Source organism: Burkholderia sp. F1 (genome assembly GCF_050813845.1).
GTDB classification, from domain to species: Bacteria; Pseudomonadota; Gammaproteobacteria; order Burkholderiales; family Burkholderiaceae; genus Burkholderia; species Burkholderia ubonensis.
The window spans coordinates 2,716,619-2,734,503 of sequence record NZ_CP172422.1; the positions used below are offsets into that span (position 1 = coordinate 2,716,619).

Here is a 17,885-nt window from a genome sequence, read left to right on the forward strand (position 1 = left end):
GACAGCCACCTGTTCCAAAGCGTTCGCATCATATCTTCTGAGGTACGTTTCTTGACAGTATTGTCCGACCCGGACAGGGTTATGGCGGATTGAAACAAGCCGCCCCGCCACCTGAATTTCGCCATTCCACTATGAGCGGAAGAACGCGCGATCCAATATTCCGCCCGAGCGCTGCTCAATATCGATGCAAGCGAGGCCCCACGGCGCATCGACGAATCCTTCCATTCAGCTTAAAAAGTTCAACATTTCCTAAACACAATCCACCCGAAAGCAACCTTCATTTAAATCAATCCATATTGATCAATTAAACAAGCGACGCAATCGCAAACGTTGTCGCATGAAAATTGAAAGTCCGTCGAATACATATATGCACGGGATCCTGTCCATGCCTTGTCGGAACTCGACAGGATGTCGACATATCCGCGCCCGCGCGTCGCTTTTATACTCGCTGCGCCGATCCAGCCCCATCTGGATCGGATGCATATCCTATGGATATCTGGCCTGGGTTCCGGCTCGTCCCTCGTGCGGTCGGGCCCCATTCCGCCGACCGGCTGCCGGTCGGTTTTTTTTTCGTCCGCCGAACCCGCGCCGAACGCGTCGAACACCCACGCGCATCCATTAGAATCGACCTCCGCGACCCACCACTTCCGCGTCCCGTGCCCGCCGATCACCGCCTCGATCTCAACCTGTTCCGCGTGCTCGACGCCGTCTACGTGCATGGCGGGATCAGCGCCGCGGCCCGCGCGCTGCACCTGACGCAACCCGCGATCACGCATGCGCTCAACCGCCTGCGCGCCCAGTTCGACGATCCGCTGTTCGTCCGCCAGGGCAACCGCGTCGTGCCGACCGAGCGCACCCGCGCGGTCATCGCCGACGTCCAGCTTCATCTGAAAGGGCTGCAGGACACGGCGCGCGCGCAGCCGGCGTTCGACCCGGTGGCGCTCGACCTGAGCGTCGTCGTGGGCTTGCGCGACGTGCTCGAATCGATCGCGCTGCCACGGCTCGTCGCCGCGTTCGCGCAGGAAGCGCCGGGCTTGCGGCTCGTGAGCCGGCGCGTGCCGATCCGCGACGTCGAGCGCGAGCTCGCGGCGGGCGATCTCGATCTCGTCATCGAGCGCCGCCTGCCGGTCGGCCCGCGCATCGCGAGCGAATACCTGCTCGACGAATCGCTCGTCGTCGCGATGCGGCGCGATCATCCGCTCGCGAACGGCCCGCTGCGGCGCAACGACTACTTCGCGGCGCGGCACGTCGCCGTGTCGTCGCACGGCGAGCCCCCTGCGATCGACGTGCTGCTCGGCAACGACGGGCGCTTGCGGCACATCCAGCTCGTCTGCCAGCACTACTTCGCGGCCTGCCAGATCGCCGCGGCGGGCGACCTGCTGCTCACGCTGCCGCATTCGTACGCGCTGCGAATGACGGACCTGCTACCGATCGCGGTGCGGCCGCTGCCGCTGCGGCTGCAGCCGTTTCCGATCCTGGCGTACTGGCATGAATCGCGCGATGCGGATCGCGCGCATCAGTGGTTCCGCGAACGCGTGAGCGCGCTCGTGCGCGGCTGCGTCCCGCAGGCGCGCCCCGCGCGCGCCGGCACGCCGCGCGCGTGAACGGGTATGCTGGCGGCTCCGGCCGCCGCGCAGCGCGGCCGCTTTGCGTTTCTCGCCACCGGAGCTCCGCCATGTCGCTGATTCACGCCGCCGCCGTCCTCGAAGCCGACGCGCCCGACTACGTCGTCAACCTGCAAGCCGGCTCGCACGCGCTGACCGGCGACGAAGCGGAACGCGAAGGCGGCCGCAACCGCGGGCCGGCCCCGTATGAATTCGTGCTGGCCGGGCTCGCGCAATGCACGGCCGCGACGCTGCGAATGTACCTGCAGCGCAAGGCGTGGCCGGCCGCGCGCATCGACGTGCGCACCGAGCTGCACGCCGACCGCGACGGGCTGCAGTACGTGCGCCGCGTCGTGACGGTCGACGGCCCGCTCGACGACGCGCAGCGGCAGCGTCTCGCCGAGATCTGCGAGAAGACGCCGGTGACGCTGTTCATCAAGCGCGGCACGCGCATCGAGACCACGCTGCGCTGACGCGCCGCTCCAATGAAACGGGCGGGCCGCGCAGCGCGCGCGGCCCGCCCGTCAACTGCGTCGCGCGGCGCTTACAGGCCGAGCGCGGACAGGTCCAGCTTGCCGCCCTGCATCGGCGGGCACCAGAAATACGCGCCGGTCAGCGGCCGCGTGAAGCGGAACAGCCCGTCGACGATCCCGTCGTCCGCGCCGCTCATCCGGCGCATCTGCACGTCGAACGCGCGGAACGAATGGCCGAACGCGACGAAGTACAACCCCGCGCGGCGCGCATCCGACCACGGAGCCGAGCGGCGCAGCATGAACGCTTCCGGCTCGAAGCTCTCCTGCGCGGTGCGCTTCACGTGCGCGAATTCCGGCGCGTCGTCGAGCTCCTCGTTGTCCGACTGGCGACGCCCGATGATGTTGTCCATGTCGTCGGACGCAATGCGCTCCATCCGGTCGAAGTCGTGCAGCCACTGCTGGACCGCGACGAAGCTCGCGCCGTCGAGCCCCGCGCCCTGCCCGGACACGATCGCCGCAGCGAGCGCGTCGTCGCCGGTCGGGTTCTCGGTGCCGTCCTCATAGCCGGACAGGTCGCGATCGTTCGCGTAGCGGAACGCGTCGACCGCGTCCTGCAGCGCGAACGCGGGCGCGAGCAGCCGCTCGATCGCCCGCGCGCGCAGCGTGATCTCGCCGCGATCGTCGGAACGCAGCCAGACCCACACGTCGGCCGGCGTCGCCGGCAGCGGCCGGTCCTGCACCGTGAAGGCCGGAAACCCGGTCAGGCCCGCGATCGAGCGGCCCAGGCACGACGCGAGCGAATGGCCGAAGCCGACGACGGTCTCGCGCCCGTCGACGACCTCGCGCAGCGCGGCGAGCGCCGCCCCGACGTTGTCTTTGCTGGAAATCGTGAAAGTGAGGTATCGGGCCGCCGCATCGATCGGAGCCAGAATGCCTTGCTGAACGTCGCTCATCGTTTCCCCAGGAATGTGTCGTGAATCTGCGTTTGGCCGCTTGGGCCAGTGCGCGCAGGGCCGTCCGTCCGGCCTTCGCACGGCGCGCAGCCACGCAGTTTAATCGATGCGCACGCCCGTATCGGCGCGGCAACGCGGCATTCGTCAGACATTGCAACCGCCTTGCGACTGCTGATAGAATCGCTCCACGTCTTTTCGACGCCTTTTCAACCATTCACTTCAGGGAGGTGCTGATGTTCCGAATGCAGTCCGCCTTCCCGAACGTGGTCCCACGGCTCAGCTGATCCAGCCAGCCGTCCGCGCCGGCGCCTGACGGCCCGCGCACGTTCCCGACAGTCCACTCTTTCGATCCGCGTCGCGCACGCGGGTCAGGCTGTTGCGTTTTCGACGTTCTCTGACCCGGAAAGTCCCGTCGCGCGATGCGCCGGGCAATGACACATGACCAGAAAAACCACCCAACTGGGCGGCCATGCGTTCCAGGCCGTCTTCGGCTTCACGTTGCACTACTGGCGCCGGCAACCGGCGCGCATCGTCGCCGTCGTGGCGTTCTCGCTGCTCGCCGCGCTCGCCGACGTGCTCACCCCGCTGTTCGCCGGCCGCCTCGTCGATGCGCTGGCGCTCGGCCTCACCGACCGGTCGGCCGCCTGGCACGCGGCGCTGTCGGCGTTCGGCACGCTCGCCGCGCTCGGCATCGGCGCGACGCTGCTGCGGCAGGGCGTCTTCCTGAACATCATCACGCTCACGCTGAAGATGATGGGCGAGGTCGCGACCGCGTCGTTCCATCGCGTGCAGCGCTTCTCGACCGACTGGCACGCGAACAGCTTCGCCGGCTCGACGGTGCGCAAGATCACGCGCGGAATGTGGGCGCTCGACCTGCTGAACGACACGCTGCTGATCGCGCTGCTGCCGTCGCTGACGATCCTGGTCGGCGCGACCGTGCTGCTCGGCTCGCACTGGCCGATGATGGGGCTCGTGGTCGGTCTCGGCTCGCTGCTGTACATCGCCGTGACCGTTGCGATGTCGCTCGGCTTCGTCGCGCCCGCCGCGCGGCTCGGCAACCTGTGGGACACGCGCATGGGCGGCGCGCTCGCGGACGCGGTCAGCTGCAACGCGGTCGTCAAGGCGTTCGGCGCGGAAGTGCGCGAGGAAGCGCGGCTGTCGCGCGTGATCGGCAAGTGGCAGAAGCGCACCCGGCGCTCATGGATGCGCGGCACCTTCAACGGCGGGCTGCAGGGCGCGATGCTCGTCGCGATCCAGGCGGCGATGATCGGCGTCGCGCTGAAGCTGTGGGCCAGCGGCGCGGCGAGCGTCGGCGACATCGCGTTCGCGCTGACGATGTTCTTCATGCTGCAAGGCTACCTGCGCGATGTCGGCTTTCACATCCGCAACCTGCAGCGCTCGGTGAACGACATGGAAGAACTCGTCGCGCTCGAGCGCCAACCGCTCGGCATCGACGACAAGCCCGGCGCGCAGCCGATCCGGATCACGCGCGGCGAGATCCGCTTCGAGCGCGTGACGTTCCGCTACGGCAGCCACCCGGTCGCGCTGTACGACGACTTCTCGATGCGCATCGCGCCCGGCGAACGGGTCGGCCTGGTCGGCCATTCGGGGTCCGGCAAGACGACGTTCATCAAGCTGATCCAGCGTCTGTACGACGTGTCGGGCGGCCGCATCACGATCGACGGCCAGGACATCGCCCATGCGCGCCAGGATTCGCTGCGCAGCCAGATCGCGATCGTCCAGCAGGAGCCGGTGCTGTTCCACCGCACGCTTGCGGAGAACATCGCGTACGCGCGCCCCGACGCGAGCCGCGCCGACATCGAGCGCGCCGCGCGGCTGGCGAGCGCGCACGACTTCATCGCGGCGCTGCCGGACGGCTACGACACGCTGGTCGGCGAGCGCGGGATCAAGCTGTCGGGCGGCGAGCGGCAGCGCGTCGCGATCGCGCGCGCGTTCCTCGCGGATGCGCCGATCCTGATCCTCGACGAAGCGACGTCGAGCCTCGACAGCGAGAGCGAAGTGCTGATCCAGCAGGCGATGGAGCGGCTGATGGTAGGCCGCACGACGCTCGTCGTCGCGCACCGGCTGTCGACCGTGCGCGCGCTCGACCGGCTGCTCGTGCTCGATCGCGGCAAGGTAATCGAGGAAGGCAGCCACGACGCGCTGATCCGGATCGACGGCGGCCTCTACCGGCGGCTGTTCGAGCGGCAGGCGCTGGAGCTGGCGAAGGGGCTCGCCGACGCGCCGGGCGGCCATTCGTCCGACGGCGCCGAACCGCGCGGCCAGCCCGCCGAAGCCTGACGGCAAGCCAGACGCGGGGCGGCGATGCAGGATGCCGCCCCGCCCCTCACGCCTCACTCGCCCGGCCCGTGCACGCCCTTTTCGACGGCCACGCGCTGCGCGCGATAGATCCCCGCGTGCCCGGAGAACAGATACGCGATTACGCACGCGACGATCGCGTATACGCCGATATCCGCGCCGAACAGCTCGATGGCCATGATCGTCGACGCGATCGGCGTGTTGGCCGCGCCGGCGAACACCGCGACGAAGCCGAGCCCGGCCAGCACCGGCATCGGCAGCGCCAGCACCTGGCCGAGCGCATTGCCGAGCGTCGCGCCGATGTAGAACAGCGGCGTCACCTCGCCGCCCTTGAAGCCCGACGCGAGCGTGACGACGGTGAACGCGAATTTCCCCGCGAAATCGTAGACCGGCAGCGGGCCGTGGAATGCCGCCTCGATCGTCGGAATGCCGAGGCCGAGATACTGCGGCACATTCAGCGCGGTCGCCGCGATCGCCACGAGCAGGCCGCCGGCCACCGGCTGCAGCGGCGCATAACGGATGCGCCGGCGAAACAGCGCCGACAGCGCATGCGTCGCATGCGCGAACAGCCGGCCGACCACGCCGAACGCGATGCCCGCGACGACCGTCGCGCCGAGCCCCGCCGCGCTGACGGACGGCACGAACGGAATCGCGTACGCGGTGTGATGCACGCCCCACAGCCGGCACACGACGTCCGCGACGATCGCCGACGCGACGCACGCGAGCAGCGCGTCGTAGCGCACGCGCCCGATCGCGAGCACTTCGAGCCCGAACACCGCGCCGGCGAGCGGCGTGCCGAACACCGACGCGAAGCCGGCCGCGATGCCGGCCATCAGCAGCACGCGCCGGTGCTCGCGGTCGAGCCGCAACGCGTGCGTGACGCGATCGGCGAGCGCGCCGCCCATCTGCACGGCGGTGCCTTCTCGCCCGGCCGAGCCGCCGAACAGGTGCGTGACGACGGTCGCGACGAGCACGAGCGGCGCCATCCGCTTCGGCACGAGCGCCTGCGGATCATGGATTTCGTCGATCAGCAGGTTGTTGCCGCGCACGACCGGCTGGCCGAAGCGGTGGTAGAGCCAGCCGGTCGCGAAGCCGGCGGCGGGCAACCCCCACAGCAGCCACGGATGCGCGACGCGCGTGCCGGTCACCCAGTCGAGCGCGATCAGGAACAGCGCGGACGCCGACCCGGCGAGCGCGCCGAGCAGCGCCGAAAGTGCGAGCCAGCGGCACACGTAGCGCACGGTCGCGAGGAAGTCGGCAGAAGTCTTGAACATCGGGTGATTTCCAGATTCGACGGAACATCAAACCTGGGCGGCAGGATACCGCAAGGACGGCGCATGAACGGCCTGCGACCTCCTGAAACCCAGGAACGCGCAGGCATCATCAGCCGGACGACCGGCGGTTGAGGGCCTGTGCGTGCTCGTGGCGAGCAAGCCCGGACCCCGGGGAGGCATGCCATCTCCGAAGCGCGCATTTTACGCGACGGCCGACGCCCCGCGCAACGCGCGAAGTCGGCCGCGCAATCAGCCGCGCGGCGGGCCCATCACGCGCGCGATCAGTTGCGGCGCGATCCGGTCGAGCGGCAGGATCGCGCTCGCGGCGCCGATCGCGGCGGCGGCCTTCGGCATCCCGTAGACCGCGCTCGTCGCCGCATCCTGCGCGATCGTATGGCAGCCCTTCTCGCGCATCGCCTTCAGGCCGAGCGCGCCGTCGCGCCCCATGCCGGTGAGCAGCACGCCGATCGCGTCGCCGCGCCAGCCGTCGGCGACGCTGTTGAAGAACACGTCGATCGACGGCCGGTACGGCGTCTCCGCCGGATGCTGCGTATAGCCGAGCACGCCGCGCGGCGACAGGCACAGATGGTCGTTGGTCGCGGCGAGCAGCACCTCGCCCGGCTGCGGCACGCTGCCCTGGCGCGCGACGCGCACCGGCAGGCGCGTATAGCCGTCGAGCCACTGCGCCATGCCGACCGCGAACGCCTGGTCGACGTGCTGGACGATCACGATCGCCGCCGGAAACGCTTCCGGCAGCGCGCGCAGCAGCGCGGTGAGCGCGGTCGGCCCGCCCGCCGACGCGCCGATCGCCACCAGCGTCGGCTGGCCGCGCGCCGGCGCGGATACGGGCGCGAGCACCGCCGAGCGGCTCTCGAGCAGCCGGCCGATCTGGTCGATCTTCGCGAGCAGCGGCTGCGCCGCGTCGACGCTCAGGCCGAGCGCCAGCGTCGGCGTGTCGACCGCGTCGAGCGCGCCCGCGCCCATCGCCTCGTAGACGGACGACGTGCTCGCGCTGACGCTCGCCGTCACGATCAGGATCGCGCACGGCGCGCGCGCCATGATGCGGCGCGTCGCGGCGACGCCGTCGAGCTTCGGCATCACCAGATCCATCAGCACGAGGTCGGGCGGCTGCGCGACGCAGAAATCCACCGCCTCGTCGCCGTCGGTCGCGACCCACAGCACGCGATGCTCCGGCCGCTGCGCGATCGCTCGCCGCAGCGCCTCCACGGCGAGCGGCAGGTCGTTGACGATGCCGATGTTCATCCTCGCGCGTCCCCGATCAGGTCGTGCACGGCGTCGAGCAGCGCCTCGTCGTGGAAGCTGCCCTTCGCGAGGTAGTAGTCGGCGCCGGCGTCGAGCCCGCGGCGGCGGTCCTCGTCGCGATCCTTGTACGACACGATCATCACCGGCACGCGCTTGAGCAGCGGATCGTTCTTGATCAGCGTGACGAGCTCGATGCCGTCCATGCGCGGCATGTCGACGTCGGTGACGACCAGATCGAACGCATCGCTGCGCACCGCGTTCCAGCCGTCCATCCCGTCGACCGCGATCGTCACGCCGTAGCCGCGCTTCTCCAGCAGTTTCCGTTCGAGCTCGCGCACGGTCAGCGAATCGTCGACGACGAGCACGCGCCGCCGCCGGTCCGCGAGCGCGTGCTGCGGGTCGCGCACGAGCTTCGCGAGCTGCCCGCCGCGCACGAGCTTGTCGACCGAGCGGATCAGGTCCTCGACGTCGACGATCAGCACCGGGTCGCCGTTCTCGAGCAGCGCGCCGGCCGCGATGTTCTGGATCTTGTGCAGGCGGCTGTCGAGCGGCTGCACGACGAGCATCCGCTCGCCGAGGAAGCGGTCGACCGCGACGCCGACCGGCTCGGGCTCGCCGCCGACCACCACCACCGCGGTGCGCGCGCGCGACGCATCGGGCTCGCCCGCATCGAGCAGCTGGTGCGCGGCGACGAGCCCGACGCGCCGGCCGTCGAACGGGAAATGCGGCTGCCCTTCGAGCACGTCGATATCGGCGCGCTCGAGCTCGAGCGTGCGGCGCACGTGCGCGAGCGGGAACGCGTAAGGCTCGCCGCCGACCTCGACGAGCAGGCTGCGGATCACCGACAGCGTGAGCGGCAGCTGCAGCACGAAGCGCATGCCCGCGCCCGGCTCGTTGAAGATCCGCACCGCGCCGCGCACGCCGCGCACCATTTCCTGCACCGCGTCGAGGCCGACGCCGCGTCCCGACACGTCGGTCACCGCGTCGCGCATCGAAAAGCCGGGCAGCAGCAGGAATTCCAGCAGCTCCTGGTCGGACAGCCGCGCGGCCGTCTCGTCGTCGGTCAGATGCTGGCGCACCACCGCCGCGCGCAACGCGTCGAGATCGACGCCCGGCCCGTCGTCGCTGACGCTGACGAGCAGCGACCCGGCGCTGTGGCGCGCCTCGAGCGTCACGCTCGCGGCGGCCGGCTTGCCGCGCGCGCGCCGCACGTCGGGCGGCTCGACGCCGTGGTCGATCGCGTTGCGCAGCAGGTGGCCGAGCGGCGCGTCGAGCAGGTCGAGGATGTCGCGATCGACCTGGGTCGCCTCGCCGACGATCGAAAACCGCACCTGGCGGCCGAGCGAGCGTGCCAGGTCGCGGACGATGCGCGGGTACGCGCGCGTCGCGTCGCCGAACGGCCGCATCCGACATTGCAGCGCCTCGTCGTACAGCTGCTCGGCGATATGCGTGCTGCGCCGCTCGAAGCGGTCGAGCGCGTCCATCCGCTCCGCGAACGAGCGCTGCAGGTCGTTGAGCATGTGCCGCACGTCGTCCAGCGACGCGAGCACGCCCGCGTCGAGCTCGCCGGCGAAGCGCTCGACCAGCGTGTCGAGCGAACGCGCGGCGTCGCGCTGCGCGCGCTTCACGCGCAGCATCGATTCGGCAAACGGCTTGAGCCAGCGCGACTCGACGAGCGATTCGCCGGACAGGCTCAGCAGCCGGTTCAGGCTGTCCGCGCGCACCCGCCGAATTGCGCCCGTGTTTGCGGCCGTGTTTGCGCCCTCTACGCGCGCGGACTGGGCCGGATCGGCGGCGCCCGCGGCCGTGGGCGCCGCGGCTTCGCCGCCGAATTGCGCCGCCTCGCGCGCCGGCTGGCCGGATTTGCGCGGAACGTCCTCGTGCGGCGGCGGCGCCGGCGTAAACGTTTGCGTCACCCCCGGATCGCCGGCCGCGGCCAGCGCCACGGCGAACGTCTCGATCTCGGCCGGCGCGACCGGCTGCGCCTGCGGATCGCCGACCCGCACGAGCAGATCGACGCCCGCCAGCAGCGCATCGACTTGCGTGGCGGTCAGCGCCGACGCGCCGCCCTGCGCGGCGACGAAGCACTCTTCCATCCGCCCCGCGATGTCGACGCCCTGCGGCACGCCGACGATGCGCGCGGCCCCCTTCAGCGAATGCGCGGCGCGCATGCAGGCTTCGAGCGCCGCCGGGTCGGGCGCGCCGGATTCGAGCGCGAGCAGGCGCTCGGACAGCGCCTGGGTCTGCGTGCGCGTCTCCTCGCGATACAGTTCGAGCAGCGACAGGCGGCTCAGGTCGTCGTCGGCGCTCATCGCATGCTCCGTGTCACGGCTTCGAACAGGCGGTCGTCGTCGAGCAGGCCGATCGACTTGCCGCGCCACGCCAGCACGCCGCGCGACAGGCCGGCGCTCGCGCGCCCGACCGTCGCGGGCACCGGCACCCACTCCGACGCGCCGAAGCGCACCACGCCCTCCACTTCGTCGACCGGAAACACGACCGGCTCGCCGTGATGCGCGGCGACCAGCAGCCGCGTGAAGCCGTCGCCGGCCGCGCCGAGCCCGAGCAGCGCGCCGAGCGAGATCGCGATGCGCAGCGTGCCGCGGATGTTGACGACGCCCCGCACCGCCGGGTGGCGGCGGTGCGGCAGCGAATGGATCGGGCGCGTGTCGGCGATCTCGCGCAGCACGCCGATCGACAATGCGAGCCATTCGTCGGCGACGCGGAACGCGAGCGCCGCGTGACGCGCGTCGGCAACGGCGTCGCTACGCTCGCGCGCGGCGCCGTTCGTGCCCATGCGGCGCGCGGCGTCGGCCATCTCGGCGCGGCCGACCGGCCGCTCGAGCAGCTTCGCCGCGTGATGCGCGTAGACGGGACAGTTCAGGCAGCGCTGGTAGTCGGTCAGCCGCTCGCACGACCGGTCGCCGCGCGTGCCGATCCGGTTCCAGCAGTCGTCGACGTCGATCGTCGTGTCGTCGGTTGGGTCAGCGGCCTCGCGGTTCATCGTTTCCTCGTGTCATGCCGGTTCGTATTATCCCGCCGAGCGCCGCGCGCGCTCGCGCATCCGTTGCGCGCCCACGCGGTCGCCGCCGACGTCGAGCAGCGTCGCGAGATGCGTGAGCGCCTCGTGGTGCGTCGGCCGCAGGTACAGCGCCTTGCGGTAGAAGTCGCCCGCCTCCGCGGCCCGGCCGCGCGCGTCCGCGATCAGCCCGCGCAGGTAGAACGCGTCGGCATGCAGCCCGGCGCGTGCCGTGAACCGCGCGAGCGCGCGCTCGGCTTCGTCGAACGCGCCCGCGTTCGCGAGCGCCTGCGCATGCTCCAGCGTCGGCGGATCGCCCCCGGCCGCCTGCGCCTGCAGATCGCTGCCATGGCCGCCGTCCACCGGCCGTTCCGGCGCGGCGGCAGGCACGGGCGGGCGCGCCGCCGCACTGGCGAACCACCCGGACGGCGCCACGCGCGGCGCGACAATGCGCGCCGCAGCGGACCGGTCGGCGCGCCAAGGCCGCACGGCCGGCGGCAGCGCGGCGGCGAGCCCGTCGGCCAGCCGTTCGGCGACGCTCGCGCGCTGGAATGCGAACGCGAGCGGAATCCGCGCGGAACGCATCCCGTGGCGCATCGCCACGCCGGTCTCGGCCGGGCCGACGAACAGCATCCCGTCGTCGGTCAGGCGGCGCTGCAGCGACTGGATCACGCGATCCTGCGCGTCGCGCTCGAAATAGATCAGCACGTTGCGGCAGAACACGAAATCGTAGCGGGCGAGCGCGTCGCCGACCGGCTCGATCAGGTTCCCCTGCCGGAACTGCACGCACGCGCGCACGCGCTCGTCGAGCTGCCAGCCGTCCGCCACCGGCGTGAAATGCCGCGCGCGAAACTCCAGCGCGTGCCCGCGGAACGCGTTGCGTCCATAGCGGCCGAGCCGCGCCTGCTCGATCGCGTTGTCGCTGAGATCGATCGCGTCGATCGTGAAGCGGGCGGGATCGAGTCCCGCGTCGAGCAGCGCCATCGCCGCCGAAAACGGCTCCTCGCCGGTCGAGCACGGCGCGCTCAGCACGCGCACGACGCGGCCCGGATGCGCGGCGAGGCGTTCGACCGCGAGCCGCACGAGCGTCGCGAACGCCTCGCGCTCGCGAAAGAACCAGGTTTCCGGCACGACGAACCGCTCGATCAGCGCGCGCCGCTCGTCGGCGCTGGCGTTCAGCCGCTGCCAGTACACGTCGAGCGCGTCCGGCGAGACCGGCGGCCGCGCGGCGCAGGGCATCCGCTCGCCGTCCGCCGCCTGCGTCGCGTAGATGCGCTCGGTCACAGCGCGCATCAGGAAATCGTGGCCGAGCGACTCGGGATCGATGCCGGTCTCGCGCAGGAGCCACGTGCGAAAACGCGAAGCGGCGTCTGTCATGCCGGCGCCCCTCCGTTGGCCGATGCGTCAGCGAACAGGTGCAGGCACGCGACCGAATCGACGATGTCGCGCACCGACACCTGCTGCACGATGCCGTCCGGCGTGCTCGCGACCGGGCCGAGCCAGCGCGTGCGCGGCGTCGCGACGCCGCTCGCGCGGAACGCGCCGCGCTCGATCCGCATCGTCTGCGTCGCACGCTCCACGATCAGGCCGAGCACCCGCTCGCTGGCGTCTGCTTCGTTCGCGCAATACCGGACCATCACGAGCCGCGTCGAGCGCAGCGCGTGCGCGGGCCGTCCGAGCGCCAGCATCGGCACGTCGACGACCGGCACCGGCGCGCCGTCACGCATCAGCAGCCCGGCGACCCACGCGGGCGCGCCGGGCACCGCCTTCGCGGTCGCGAGCGGCAGCACCGCGTCGATCGCGGCGGCGTCGAGCGCATAGCGTTCGCCGTCCAGCTCGAACAGCAGGAACAGCGCCGGCGCGCCGTGCAGGGCGTCCGCGCGCGTCACGCGTCCACCTTGAAGCGCGACACGCTGGTGCGCAACTGGTTCGCGACCAGCGTCAGGTCGTCGATCGCCTGCGACGACTGGCGCAGCGATTCGGCCGTCTGCTGCGCGGCTTCCGACAGCTGCGACAGCGCCTGCGTGATCTGCTCCGCGCCGCTCGCCTGCGTCTGCATCCCTTCGTTGACCATCTGGAAGCGCGGCGCGAGCGTCTGCACCTCGGCGATGATCTGCGACAGCTGCCCGCCGACCTGCTGCACGTCGAGCATCCCGCGCCGCACTTCCTCGGAGAACTTGTCCATCCCCATCACGCCCGCCGACACGGCCGACTGGATCTCCTTCACCGTCTGCTCGATGTCGTAGGTCGCGACCGCCGTCTGGTCCGCGAGCCGGCGGATCTCGGTCGCGACGACCGCGAAGCCGCGGCCGTATTCACCGGCTTTTTCCGCCTCGATCGCCGCGTTCAGCGACAGCAGGTTGGTCTGGTCCGCGACCTTGGTGATGGTCGCGACGACCTGGTTGATGTTGAGCGCCTTCTCGTTGAGGATCGCGAGCTTCGCGTTCACCGAGCCGGCCGCGTCCATCACGCTGCGCATCGTCTCCCCCATCCGCGTGAGCCCGCTCTGGCTCACGCCCGCGAGCGTCGCCGACTGCTCGGCCACGCCCGCCACCTCGTTCATCGTGCGCAGCAGGTCGCGCGACGTCGCGAAGATCTCGCGCGAGGTCGCGCCGATCTCGGTCGTCGTCGCGGCGGTCTCGTTCGCGGTCGCCTGCTGCTCGCGCGACGTCGCCGCGATCTCGGCGACCGACGTCGTCACCTGCAGCGACGACTGCTGCGCGCGCCCGACCAGCTCGGTCAGCTCGTCGGCCATCCGGTTGAAGCCCGTCTCGAGCGTGCCGAATTCGTCGTAGCGGTTCAGCGCGAGGCGGCGCGTGAGATTGCCGGTGCGCATCACGTCATGCACTTCGACGAGCCGCGCCATCGGCACCGTGATCGCGCGATACAGCGCGTAGCCGAGCGCCAGCGCGGCCAGCAGCACGACGGTCAGCGCAACCGCCAGCACCACCTCGGTGCCCTGCACCGATTCGCGGATCAGCTTCGCGGACTGGTCCGCGAACGAGCGGTTCTCCTGGACCATCGTATTCGCGTTGCGCACCACCTCCGCCCACGCGGGCAGCACGGTCGCATACGCGGCGGACGCTTCGCCGTGCGACCCGCGGCTCTTCTGCACGGCGTCGTTCAGGAGCGGCAGATAGCGGTCGTATGCGGAGCGGAACGACGAGAAGCGCGCGCGGTCGTCTTCGCGGAACGTCGTGTTCTGATAGTCGATCGACAGCTTGTCGATCTCCTTCGTCACGTCGGCGATCTTCGCGAGGTCGCGGCGCACGGCGTCCGGATCGGTCTCGACGAAGGTCGCCTGCTGCAGCAGCAGGAACGACTCGTTGACCGCGCCGCGCAGCGACGACGCGAGATACACGCCGGGCAGCGAATCGCGCTCGATGCTGACGGCTTCGGCGTTGATCGCGCGCAGGCGCTCATAGGACAGTCCGGCCGTCAGCAGCATCAGCACGAACAGCACGCCGAAGCTGAGCAGGATGCGGTTGCCGAGGGTCAGCCGGGTGGCGCCGATCGTCGGATGCAAGCTTTCATTGGTCGCGCGGGGCGTCACGGTGGCCATGTTCGTTGTGGGCTTTCAAAGTCTGCGTTGAGAAAGGGGGCGCGCCGGCCGGCGCCCGCCGGAGGCGGCGCGACCGGTGCGCGTGGGGAGCGGGCGCGCACGCGCGCGGCATGGCCTGCGGGCGCCGCCCGCACGCCGGGCGAGGCCGCACGGCCTGCGGATTCACCGCTCCGCTTGTTCGGGGAGCCGAAGCGCGACCATGAAGCCGCGCGCGGTATCGCGCATCAGGATCTGGCCCCGATGCCGCGCGGCCGTCGCGCGGACGAACGCGAGCCCGAGCCCGAAGCCGCCGCGCGCCGCGCCGTGCGCGGACTCGAGCCTCACGAACGTCTCGGTCGCCGACGCGCGCTGCGCCGGCGCGATGCCGGCGCCGCCGTCCTCGACACCGATCAGCCACGCGCCGTCGTCGCCGTCCAGCGTGCAATGCACGTCCGTTCCGGCCGGGCCGTACTTGAGCCCGTTGTCGATCAGGTTCGCGACCGCGCGCGTCAGCATGAGCCGGTCGCCCATCGTCACGCATTCGGCGTCCGGCACCTGCGCGACGACCCGGCTGCCGAACCCGGCGGCCTTCTCCCACAGCTGGTCGACCGCGTCGAGCACGATCTCGTTGAGGCTGACGACCTCGTGCGCGCGGCGCTCCGACTGCGCGCGGGTCAGGTGGATGAAGCCGTCGGCCAGCGCGAGCGCGCGCCGCGCGTGGCCGGCGATGCGCTCCATGATCGGCGGCATGTCGCCGTGCTCGGCCCGGTATACGTCGAGCAGCGCGAGAATCGACGTCTGCGGCGAACGCATGTCGTGCGACAGGAAATCGAGCGCTTCGTCGCGCTGGCGCGACATCAGGTAGGAATTCGAATGGTAGCGAATGCGTGCCGTCAGCTCCATCGCGTCAGGCAGCTTGACGAGATAGTCGTTCGCGCCGGCGATGAACGCCTCGCGCTTGACGACCGGCTCCTCCTTCGCGGACAGCACGATGATCGGCACGCGTGCGGTGGCCGCATCCGCGCGCCACGCGCGCACGAGGTCGAGGCCGTCGATGTCCGGCATCACCAGGTCCTGCAGGATGACCGTCGGCTTCACGTCGCGCGCGACGGCCATCGCCCGTTGTGCGTCGGTGCAAACATGCAGATCGATGTCATGTTCACTGCGCAACGCCCGGCGAATCACTTCGCCGACGAAAGCTTGATCGTCGACAAGCAGGACCGATAAACCGGACTCGAGGTAATCCGATACCTTTTCACCACTCGATTCATTCATAAATGTTGTTTCAAACGCGGAATCTCCAATCGATTCTTTCATGAGAGTTGATTATCCGACTTGAGCACGATCTTATTCTTGCGGAGGAATGATCCGCTTGCTGACGCCGATCGGGCCCATCGGCGCTGATGCGCAAGGCCACCGGATACCGATTTTCCCCGTCGGCATCCGGCGCTCGCCCCGCGCGATTTCTCTCAATAAACATAAGCAGCTGATTCTAAATGAAATTAGAGCACAGCATCTATCTGCGTCCTGTTTGGTTAAGCCAAACAGGCAAAAAGCCCCGCGTCGGAATAAATCCGACCATTTACAGGATTGAAATGGCGCATGCGAATGCAGCAGGCGCGTGCATGCTCGCGCGCGCTGCCAACCGGCGAGACGGGAATGGGCGGCCGTGGGCCGGCGCGCCGCGCAGACGCCGCGCGTGATGGTCGAAAGACGGCGGGCGCCGCCGCGCGCGCGGCGGCCGCCCGGCGTTCATCCGCGCGCGTGCTGCGCGGACACTTCCTGCAGGTCGAGATCGCGTTCGAGCGCGTGCAGCATTTCGTCGTGGATCTGCCCGGAACGATGCAGGCGCAACAATTCCGCGCGGCCGGCCGCGATCGCGGCGAGCACGACGCCATAGTGCGCGGCGCGATCGCTGTCCGGAAACGCGGGCTCGTGCTGCACGCGCTGCGTCAATTCCGCGCGATACGTGTACTGCTCGAGCAGGCGCGGATGGATCACGACGCCGTTCGCGTCGCGCACGAGCGGCTGGATCGCCGCGAGCTGCGCGGCCTCGACGCGTGCCCACGCCTGCGGCTCGGTCAGGTGATGCTCGGCGTGCGCGTGCTGTTGCGGCAGGCGCAGCAGCCGGATCAGCGGGCCGATCGTCGTGCCCTGCAGCAGCACGGTGACGAGAATCACCGCGAACGCGGCGACGAGGATCAGGTCGCGGCCCGGCATCGCGTCGGGCAGCGACAGCGCGATCGCGAGCGTGACGACGCCCCGCATTCCGGCCCAGCTCATCACGGTCGCGGCCCGCCAGTCCGGCCGGCACGCGCTGCGCGCGAACCAGCGCGTCGGCCCTTTCAGCACCTCGACCGCATAGATCCACAGGAAGCGCGACGCGACCACCGCGGCCAGCACCGCGAGCACGGCCGGCATCATCGTGCCGATCACCTGCTCGAAACCGCCGAGCCGGTTGATCACGCCGCGCAGCGACAGCCCGATCAGCACGAACACGAGCGCCTCGAGCAGGAACACGACGACCTGCCAGAACGCGGTGGCGCGCGTGCGCACCGCCGCCGAGAACACCTCGTGCTGGTGCCAGCCGAGCATCATGCCGACCACCACGGTCGCGATCACGCCCGACACTTCGAGCATTTCGCCGGCGATATAGCCGATCCAGCCGGAGAGCACCGCGACGGTGATCACGAGGTAGTCGTCGTCGAGCAGCTTCAGGAATCGCACGACGAGCCAGCCGATCACGAAGCCGACCACAACGCCGCCCACGCCCAGTTCCGCGAAGCCGACGAGCGCGTGCTGGAAGCTGAACGCGCCGGTCAGCGCGGCGACGATCGCGAAGCGGAACAGCACGAGGCCCGCCGCGTCGTTCAGCAGGCTCTCGCCTTCGAGCAGCACCATCAGCCGGCGCGGCAGCGCGACGCGCTCGAGCACGGCCTTCGCCGCGACCGCGTCGGGCGGCGACACGATCGCGCCGAGCGCGAAGCAGGCCGCCCACGGCAGCGACGGCACGGCCCAGTGCACGGCGAGCCCGACCGCGAGCGTCGTGAACGCGACCGCGCCGATCGCGAGCAGCAGGATGCCGCCGAGGTTGCGCTTGAACTCCTCCCACACGGAGAAATACGCGCCGTCCATCAGCAGCGGGGGCAGGAACACCACCAGCACGAGATCGGGGTCGAGGTTGATCGGCGGCAGGCCGGGAATGAACGCGATGGCGACGCCGCCGACGAGCAGCGCCGCGGCGGGCGGCAAGCGCAACCGCTTGGCGATGCATTCAAGCGCGACGATCGCGACGAAAGACAGCAGAACCAGCTTGAAAGCCGATACGGGGGACATGAGTCGACCTCGTGAAGAAATAATCCGCCGACGGCCGGAGTCGTACCCCGGCCCGCCGTGTCGCGCGATTACATCACGATGCCGTGCACGCAGTCGAGACCGTACA

General features: G+C 70.2%; 13 protein-coding genes and 1 riboswitch. Of the genes, 3 read left to right on the plus strand and 10 right to left on the minus strand.

The annotated features are described in order from the left end of the window. Nucleotides 1–656 precede the first annotated feature (656 nt). Both ACFIMZ_RS30690 and ACFIMZ_RS30695 read left to right on the plus strand, forming a co-directional pair. Nucleotides 657–1,604 carry a LysR family transcriptional regulator gene (locus tag ACFIMZ_RS30690; protein ID WP_431823200.1) on the plus strand — a complete coding sequence of 316 codons (948 nt, stop codon included), beginning with the start codon at nucleotides 657–659 and terminating at the stop codon, nucleotides 1,602–1,604. A gap of 71 nt (nucleotides 1,605–1,675) precedes the next feature. After that, nucleotides 1,676–2,077, plus strand: a complete 402-nt coding sequence (locus ACFIMZ_RS30695) for an OsmC family protein (protein ID WP_431823201.1) — start codon at nucleotides 1,676–1,678, stop codon at nucleotides 2,075–2,077. A gap of 71 nt (nucleotides 2,078–2,148) precedes the next feature. On the opposite strand, the gene ACFIMZ_RS30700 is transcribed toward ACFIMZ_RS30695, so the two are convergent. Continuing rightward, entirely contained in the window at nucleotides 2,149–3,030 is an 882-nt protein-coding gene (locus tag ACFIMZ_RS30700) for a Dyp-type peroxidase (RefSeq protein ID WP_431823202.1), read from the minus strand. A gap of 438 nt (nucleotides 3,031–3,468) precedes the next feature. Between ACFIMZ_RS30700 and ACFIMZ_RS30705 the strand changes: the two genes are divergently transcribed. Further along, on the plus strand, nucleotides 3,469–5,331 hold the full coding sequence (locus ACFIMZ_RS30705; protein WP_431823203.1) for an ABC transporter ATP-binding protein: 1,863 nt from the start codon (nucleotides 3,469–3,471) through the stop codon (nucleotides 5,329–5,331). Between the two features lie 53 nt (nucleotides 5,332–5,384). Here the strand turns inward: ACFIMZ_RS30705 and ACFIMZ_RS30710 are convergent, their stop codons facing one another. From ACFIMZ_RS30710 to ACFIMZ_RS30750, 9 genes are all read right to left on the minus strand, one after another. After that, on the minus strand, nucleotides 5,385–6,623 hold the full coding sequence (locus tag ACFIMZ_RS30710; RefSeq protein ID WP_431823204.1) for a voltage-gated chloride channel family protein: 1,239 nt from the start codon (nucleotides 6,621–6,623) through the stop codon (nucleotides 5,385–5,387). Between the two features lie 93 nt (nucleotides 6,624–6,716). Then, nucleotides 6,717–6,821: riboswitch (Fluoride riboswitch) on the minus strand. A 51-nt stretch (nucleotides 6,822–6,872) separates the two neighbouring features. After that, complete coding sequence (locus tag ACFIMZ_RS30715; protein WP_431823205.1) at nucleotides 6,873–7,886, minus strand: chemotaxis response regulator protein-glutamate methylesterase; 1,014 nt, start codon at nucleotides 7,884–7,886, stop codon at nucleotides 6,873–6,875. Then, entirely contained in the window at nucleotides 7,883–10,198 is a 2,316-nt protein-coding gene (locus tag ACFIMZ_RS30720) for a hybrid sensor histidine kinase/response regulator (protein ID WP_431823206.1), read from the minus strand. The genes ACFIMZ_RS30715 and ACFIMZ_RS30720 overlap by 4 nt, the downstream gene beginning before the upstream one ends. After that, nucleotides 10,195–10,887 (minus strand): chemotaxis protein CheW, encoded by a 693-nt coding sequence (locus tag ACFIMZ_RS30725; RefSeq protein WP_431823207.1) that lies wholly within the window; start codon nucleotides 10,885–10,887, stop codon nucleotides 10,195–10,197. The genes ACFIMZ_RS30720 and ACFIMZ_RS30725 overlap by 4 nt, the downstream gene beginning before the upstream one ends. Before the next feature lie 27 nt (nucleotides 10,888–10,914). Then, nucleotides 10,915–12,279 carry a CheR family methyltransferase gene (locus tag ACFIMZ_RS30730; RefSeq protein ID WP_431823208.1) on the minus strand — a complete coding sequence of 455 codons (1,365 nt, stop codon included), beginning with the start codon at nucleotides 12,277–12,279 and terminating at the stop codon, nucleotides 10,915–10,917. Then, nucleotides 12,276–12,791 carry a chemotaxis protein CheW gene (locus ACFIMZ_RS30735; RefSeq protein WP_431823209.1) on the minus strand — a complete coding sequence of 172 codons (516 nt, stop codon included), beginning with the start codon at nucleotides 12,789–12,791 and terminating at the stop codon, nucleotides 12,276–12,278. Before ACFIMZ_RS30735 ends, ACFIMZ_RS30730 begins: the two co-directional genes overlap by 4 nt. Continuing rightward, nucleotides 12,788–14,464 carry a methyl-accepting chemotaxis protein gene (locus tag ACFIMZ_RS30740; protein ID WP_431823210.1) on the minus strand — a complete coding sequence of 559 codons (1,677 nt, stop codon included), beginning with the start codon at nucleotides 14,462–14,464 and terminating at the stop codon, nucleotides 12,788–12,790. Before ACFIMZ_RS30740 ends, ACFIMZ_RS30735 begins: the two co-directional genes overlap by 4 nt. Before the next feature lie 162 nt (nucleotides 14,465–14,626). Next, a complete protein-coding gene (locus ACFIMZ_RS30745; RefSeq protein ID WP_431823211.1) occupies nucleotides 14,627–15,760 on the minus strand; it encodes a hybrid sensor histidine kinase/response regulator in 1,134 nt (377 codons plus the stop codon). A 435-nt stretch (nucleotides 15,761–16,195) separates the two neighbouring features. Next, a complete protein-coding gene (locus tag ACFIMZ_RS30750; RefSeq protein WP_431823212.1) occupies nucleotides 16,196–17,779 on the minus strand; it encodes a Na+/H+ antiporter in 1,584 nt (527 codons plus the stop codon). Nucleotides 17,780–17,885: the final 106 nt, after the last annotated feature.

What these genes read in the sequence shown, in the direction of transcription:
- ACFIMZ_RS30750 (WP_431823212.1), bottom strand. Translation starts at nt 17,779, where the DNA reads ATGTCCCCCGTATCGGCTTTCAAGCTGGTTCTGCTGTCTTTCGTCGCG.
- ACFIMZ_RS30730 (WP_431823208.1), bottom strand. Translation starts at nt 12,279, where the DNA reads ATGACAGACGCCGCTTCGCGTTTTCGCACGTGGCTCCTGCGCGAGACC.
- ACFIMZ_RS30725 (WP_431823207.1), bottom strand. Translation starts at nt 10,887, where the DNA reads ATGAACCGCGAGGCCGCTGACCCAACCGACGACACGACGATCGACGTC.
- ACFIMZ_RS30720 (WP_431823206.1), bottom strand. Translation starts at nt 10,198, where the DNA reads ATGAGCGCCGACGACGACCTGAGCCGCCTGTCGCTGCTCGAACTGTAT.
- ACFIMZ_RS30695 (WP_431823201.1), top strand. Translation starts at nt 1,676, where the DNA reads ATGTCGCTGATTCACGCCGCCGCCGTCCTCGAAGCCGACGCGCCCGAC.
- ACFIMZ_RS30710 (WP_431823204.1), bottom strand. Translation starts at nt 6,623, where the DNA reads ATGTTCAAGACTTCTGCCGACTTCCTCGCGACCGTGCGCTACGTGTGC.
- ACFIMZ_RS30700 (WP_431823202.1), bottom strand. Translation starts at nt 3,030, where the DNA reads ATGAGCGACGTTCAGCAAGGCATTCTGGCTCCGATCGATGCGGCGGCC.
- ACFIMZ_RS30740 (WP_431823210.1), bottom strand. Translation starts at nt 14,464, where the DNA reads ATGGCCACCGTGACGCCCCGCGCGACCAATGAAAGCTTGCATCCGACG.
- ACFIMZ_RS30705 (WP_431823203.1), top strand. Translation starts at nt 3,469, where the DNA reads ATGACCAGAAAAACCACCCAACTGGGCGGCCATGCGTTCCAGGCCGTC.
- ACFIMZ_RS30715 (WP_431823205.1), bottom strand. Translation starts at nt 7,886, where the DNA reads ATGAACATCGGCATCGTCAACGACCTGCCGCTCGCCGTGGAGGCGCTG.
- ACFIMZ_RS30745 (WP_431823211.1), bottom strand. Translation starts at nt 15,760, where the DNA reads ATGAAAGAATCGATTGGAGATTCCGCGTTTGAAACAACATTTATGAAT.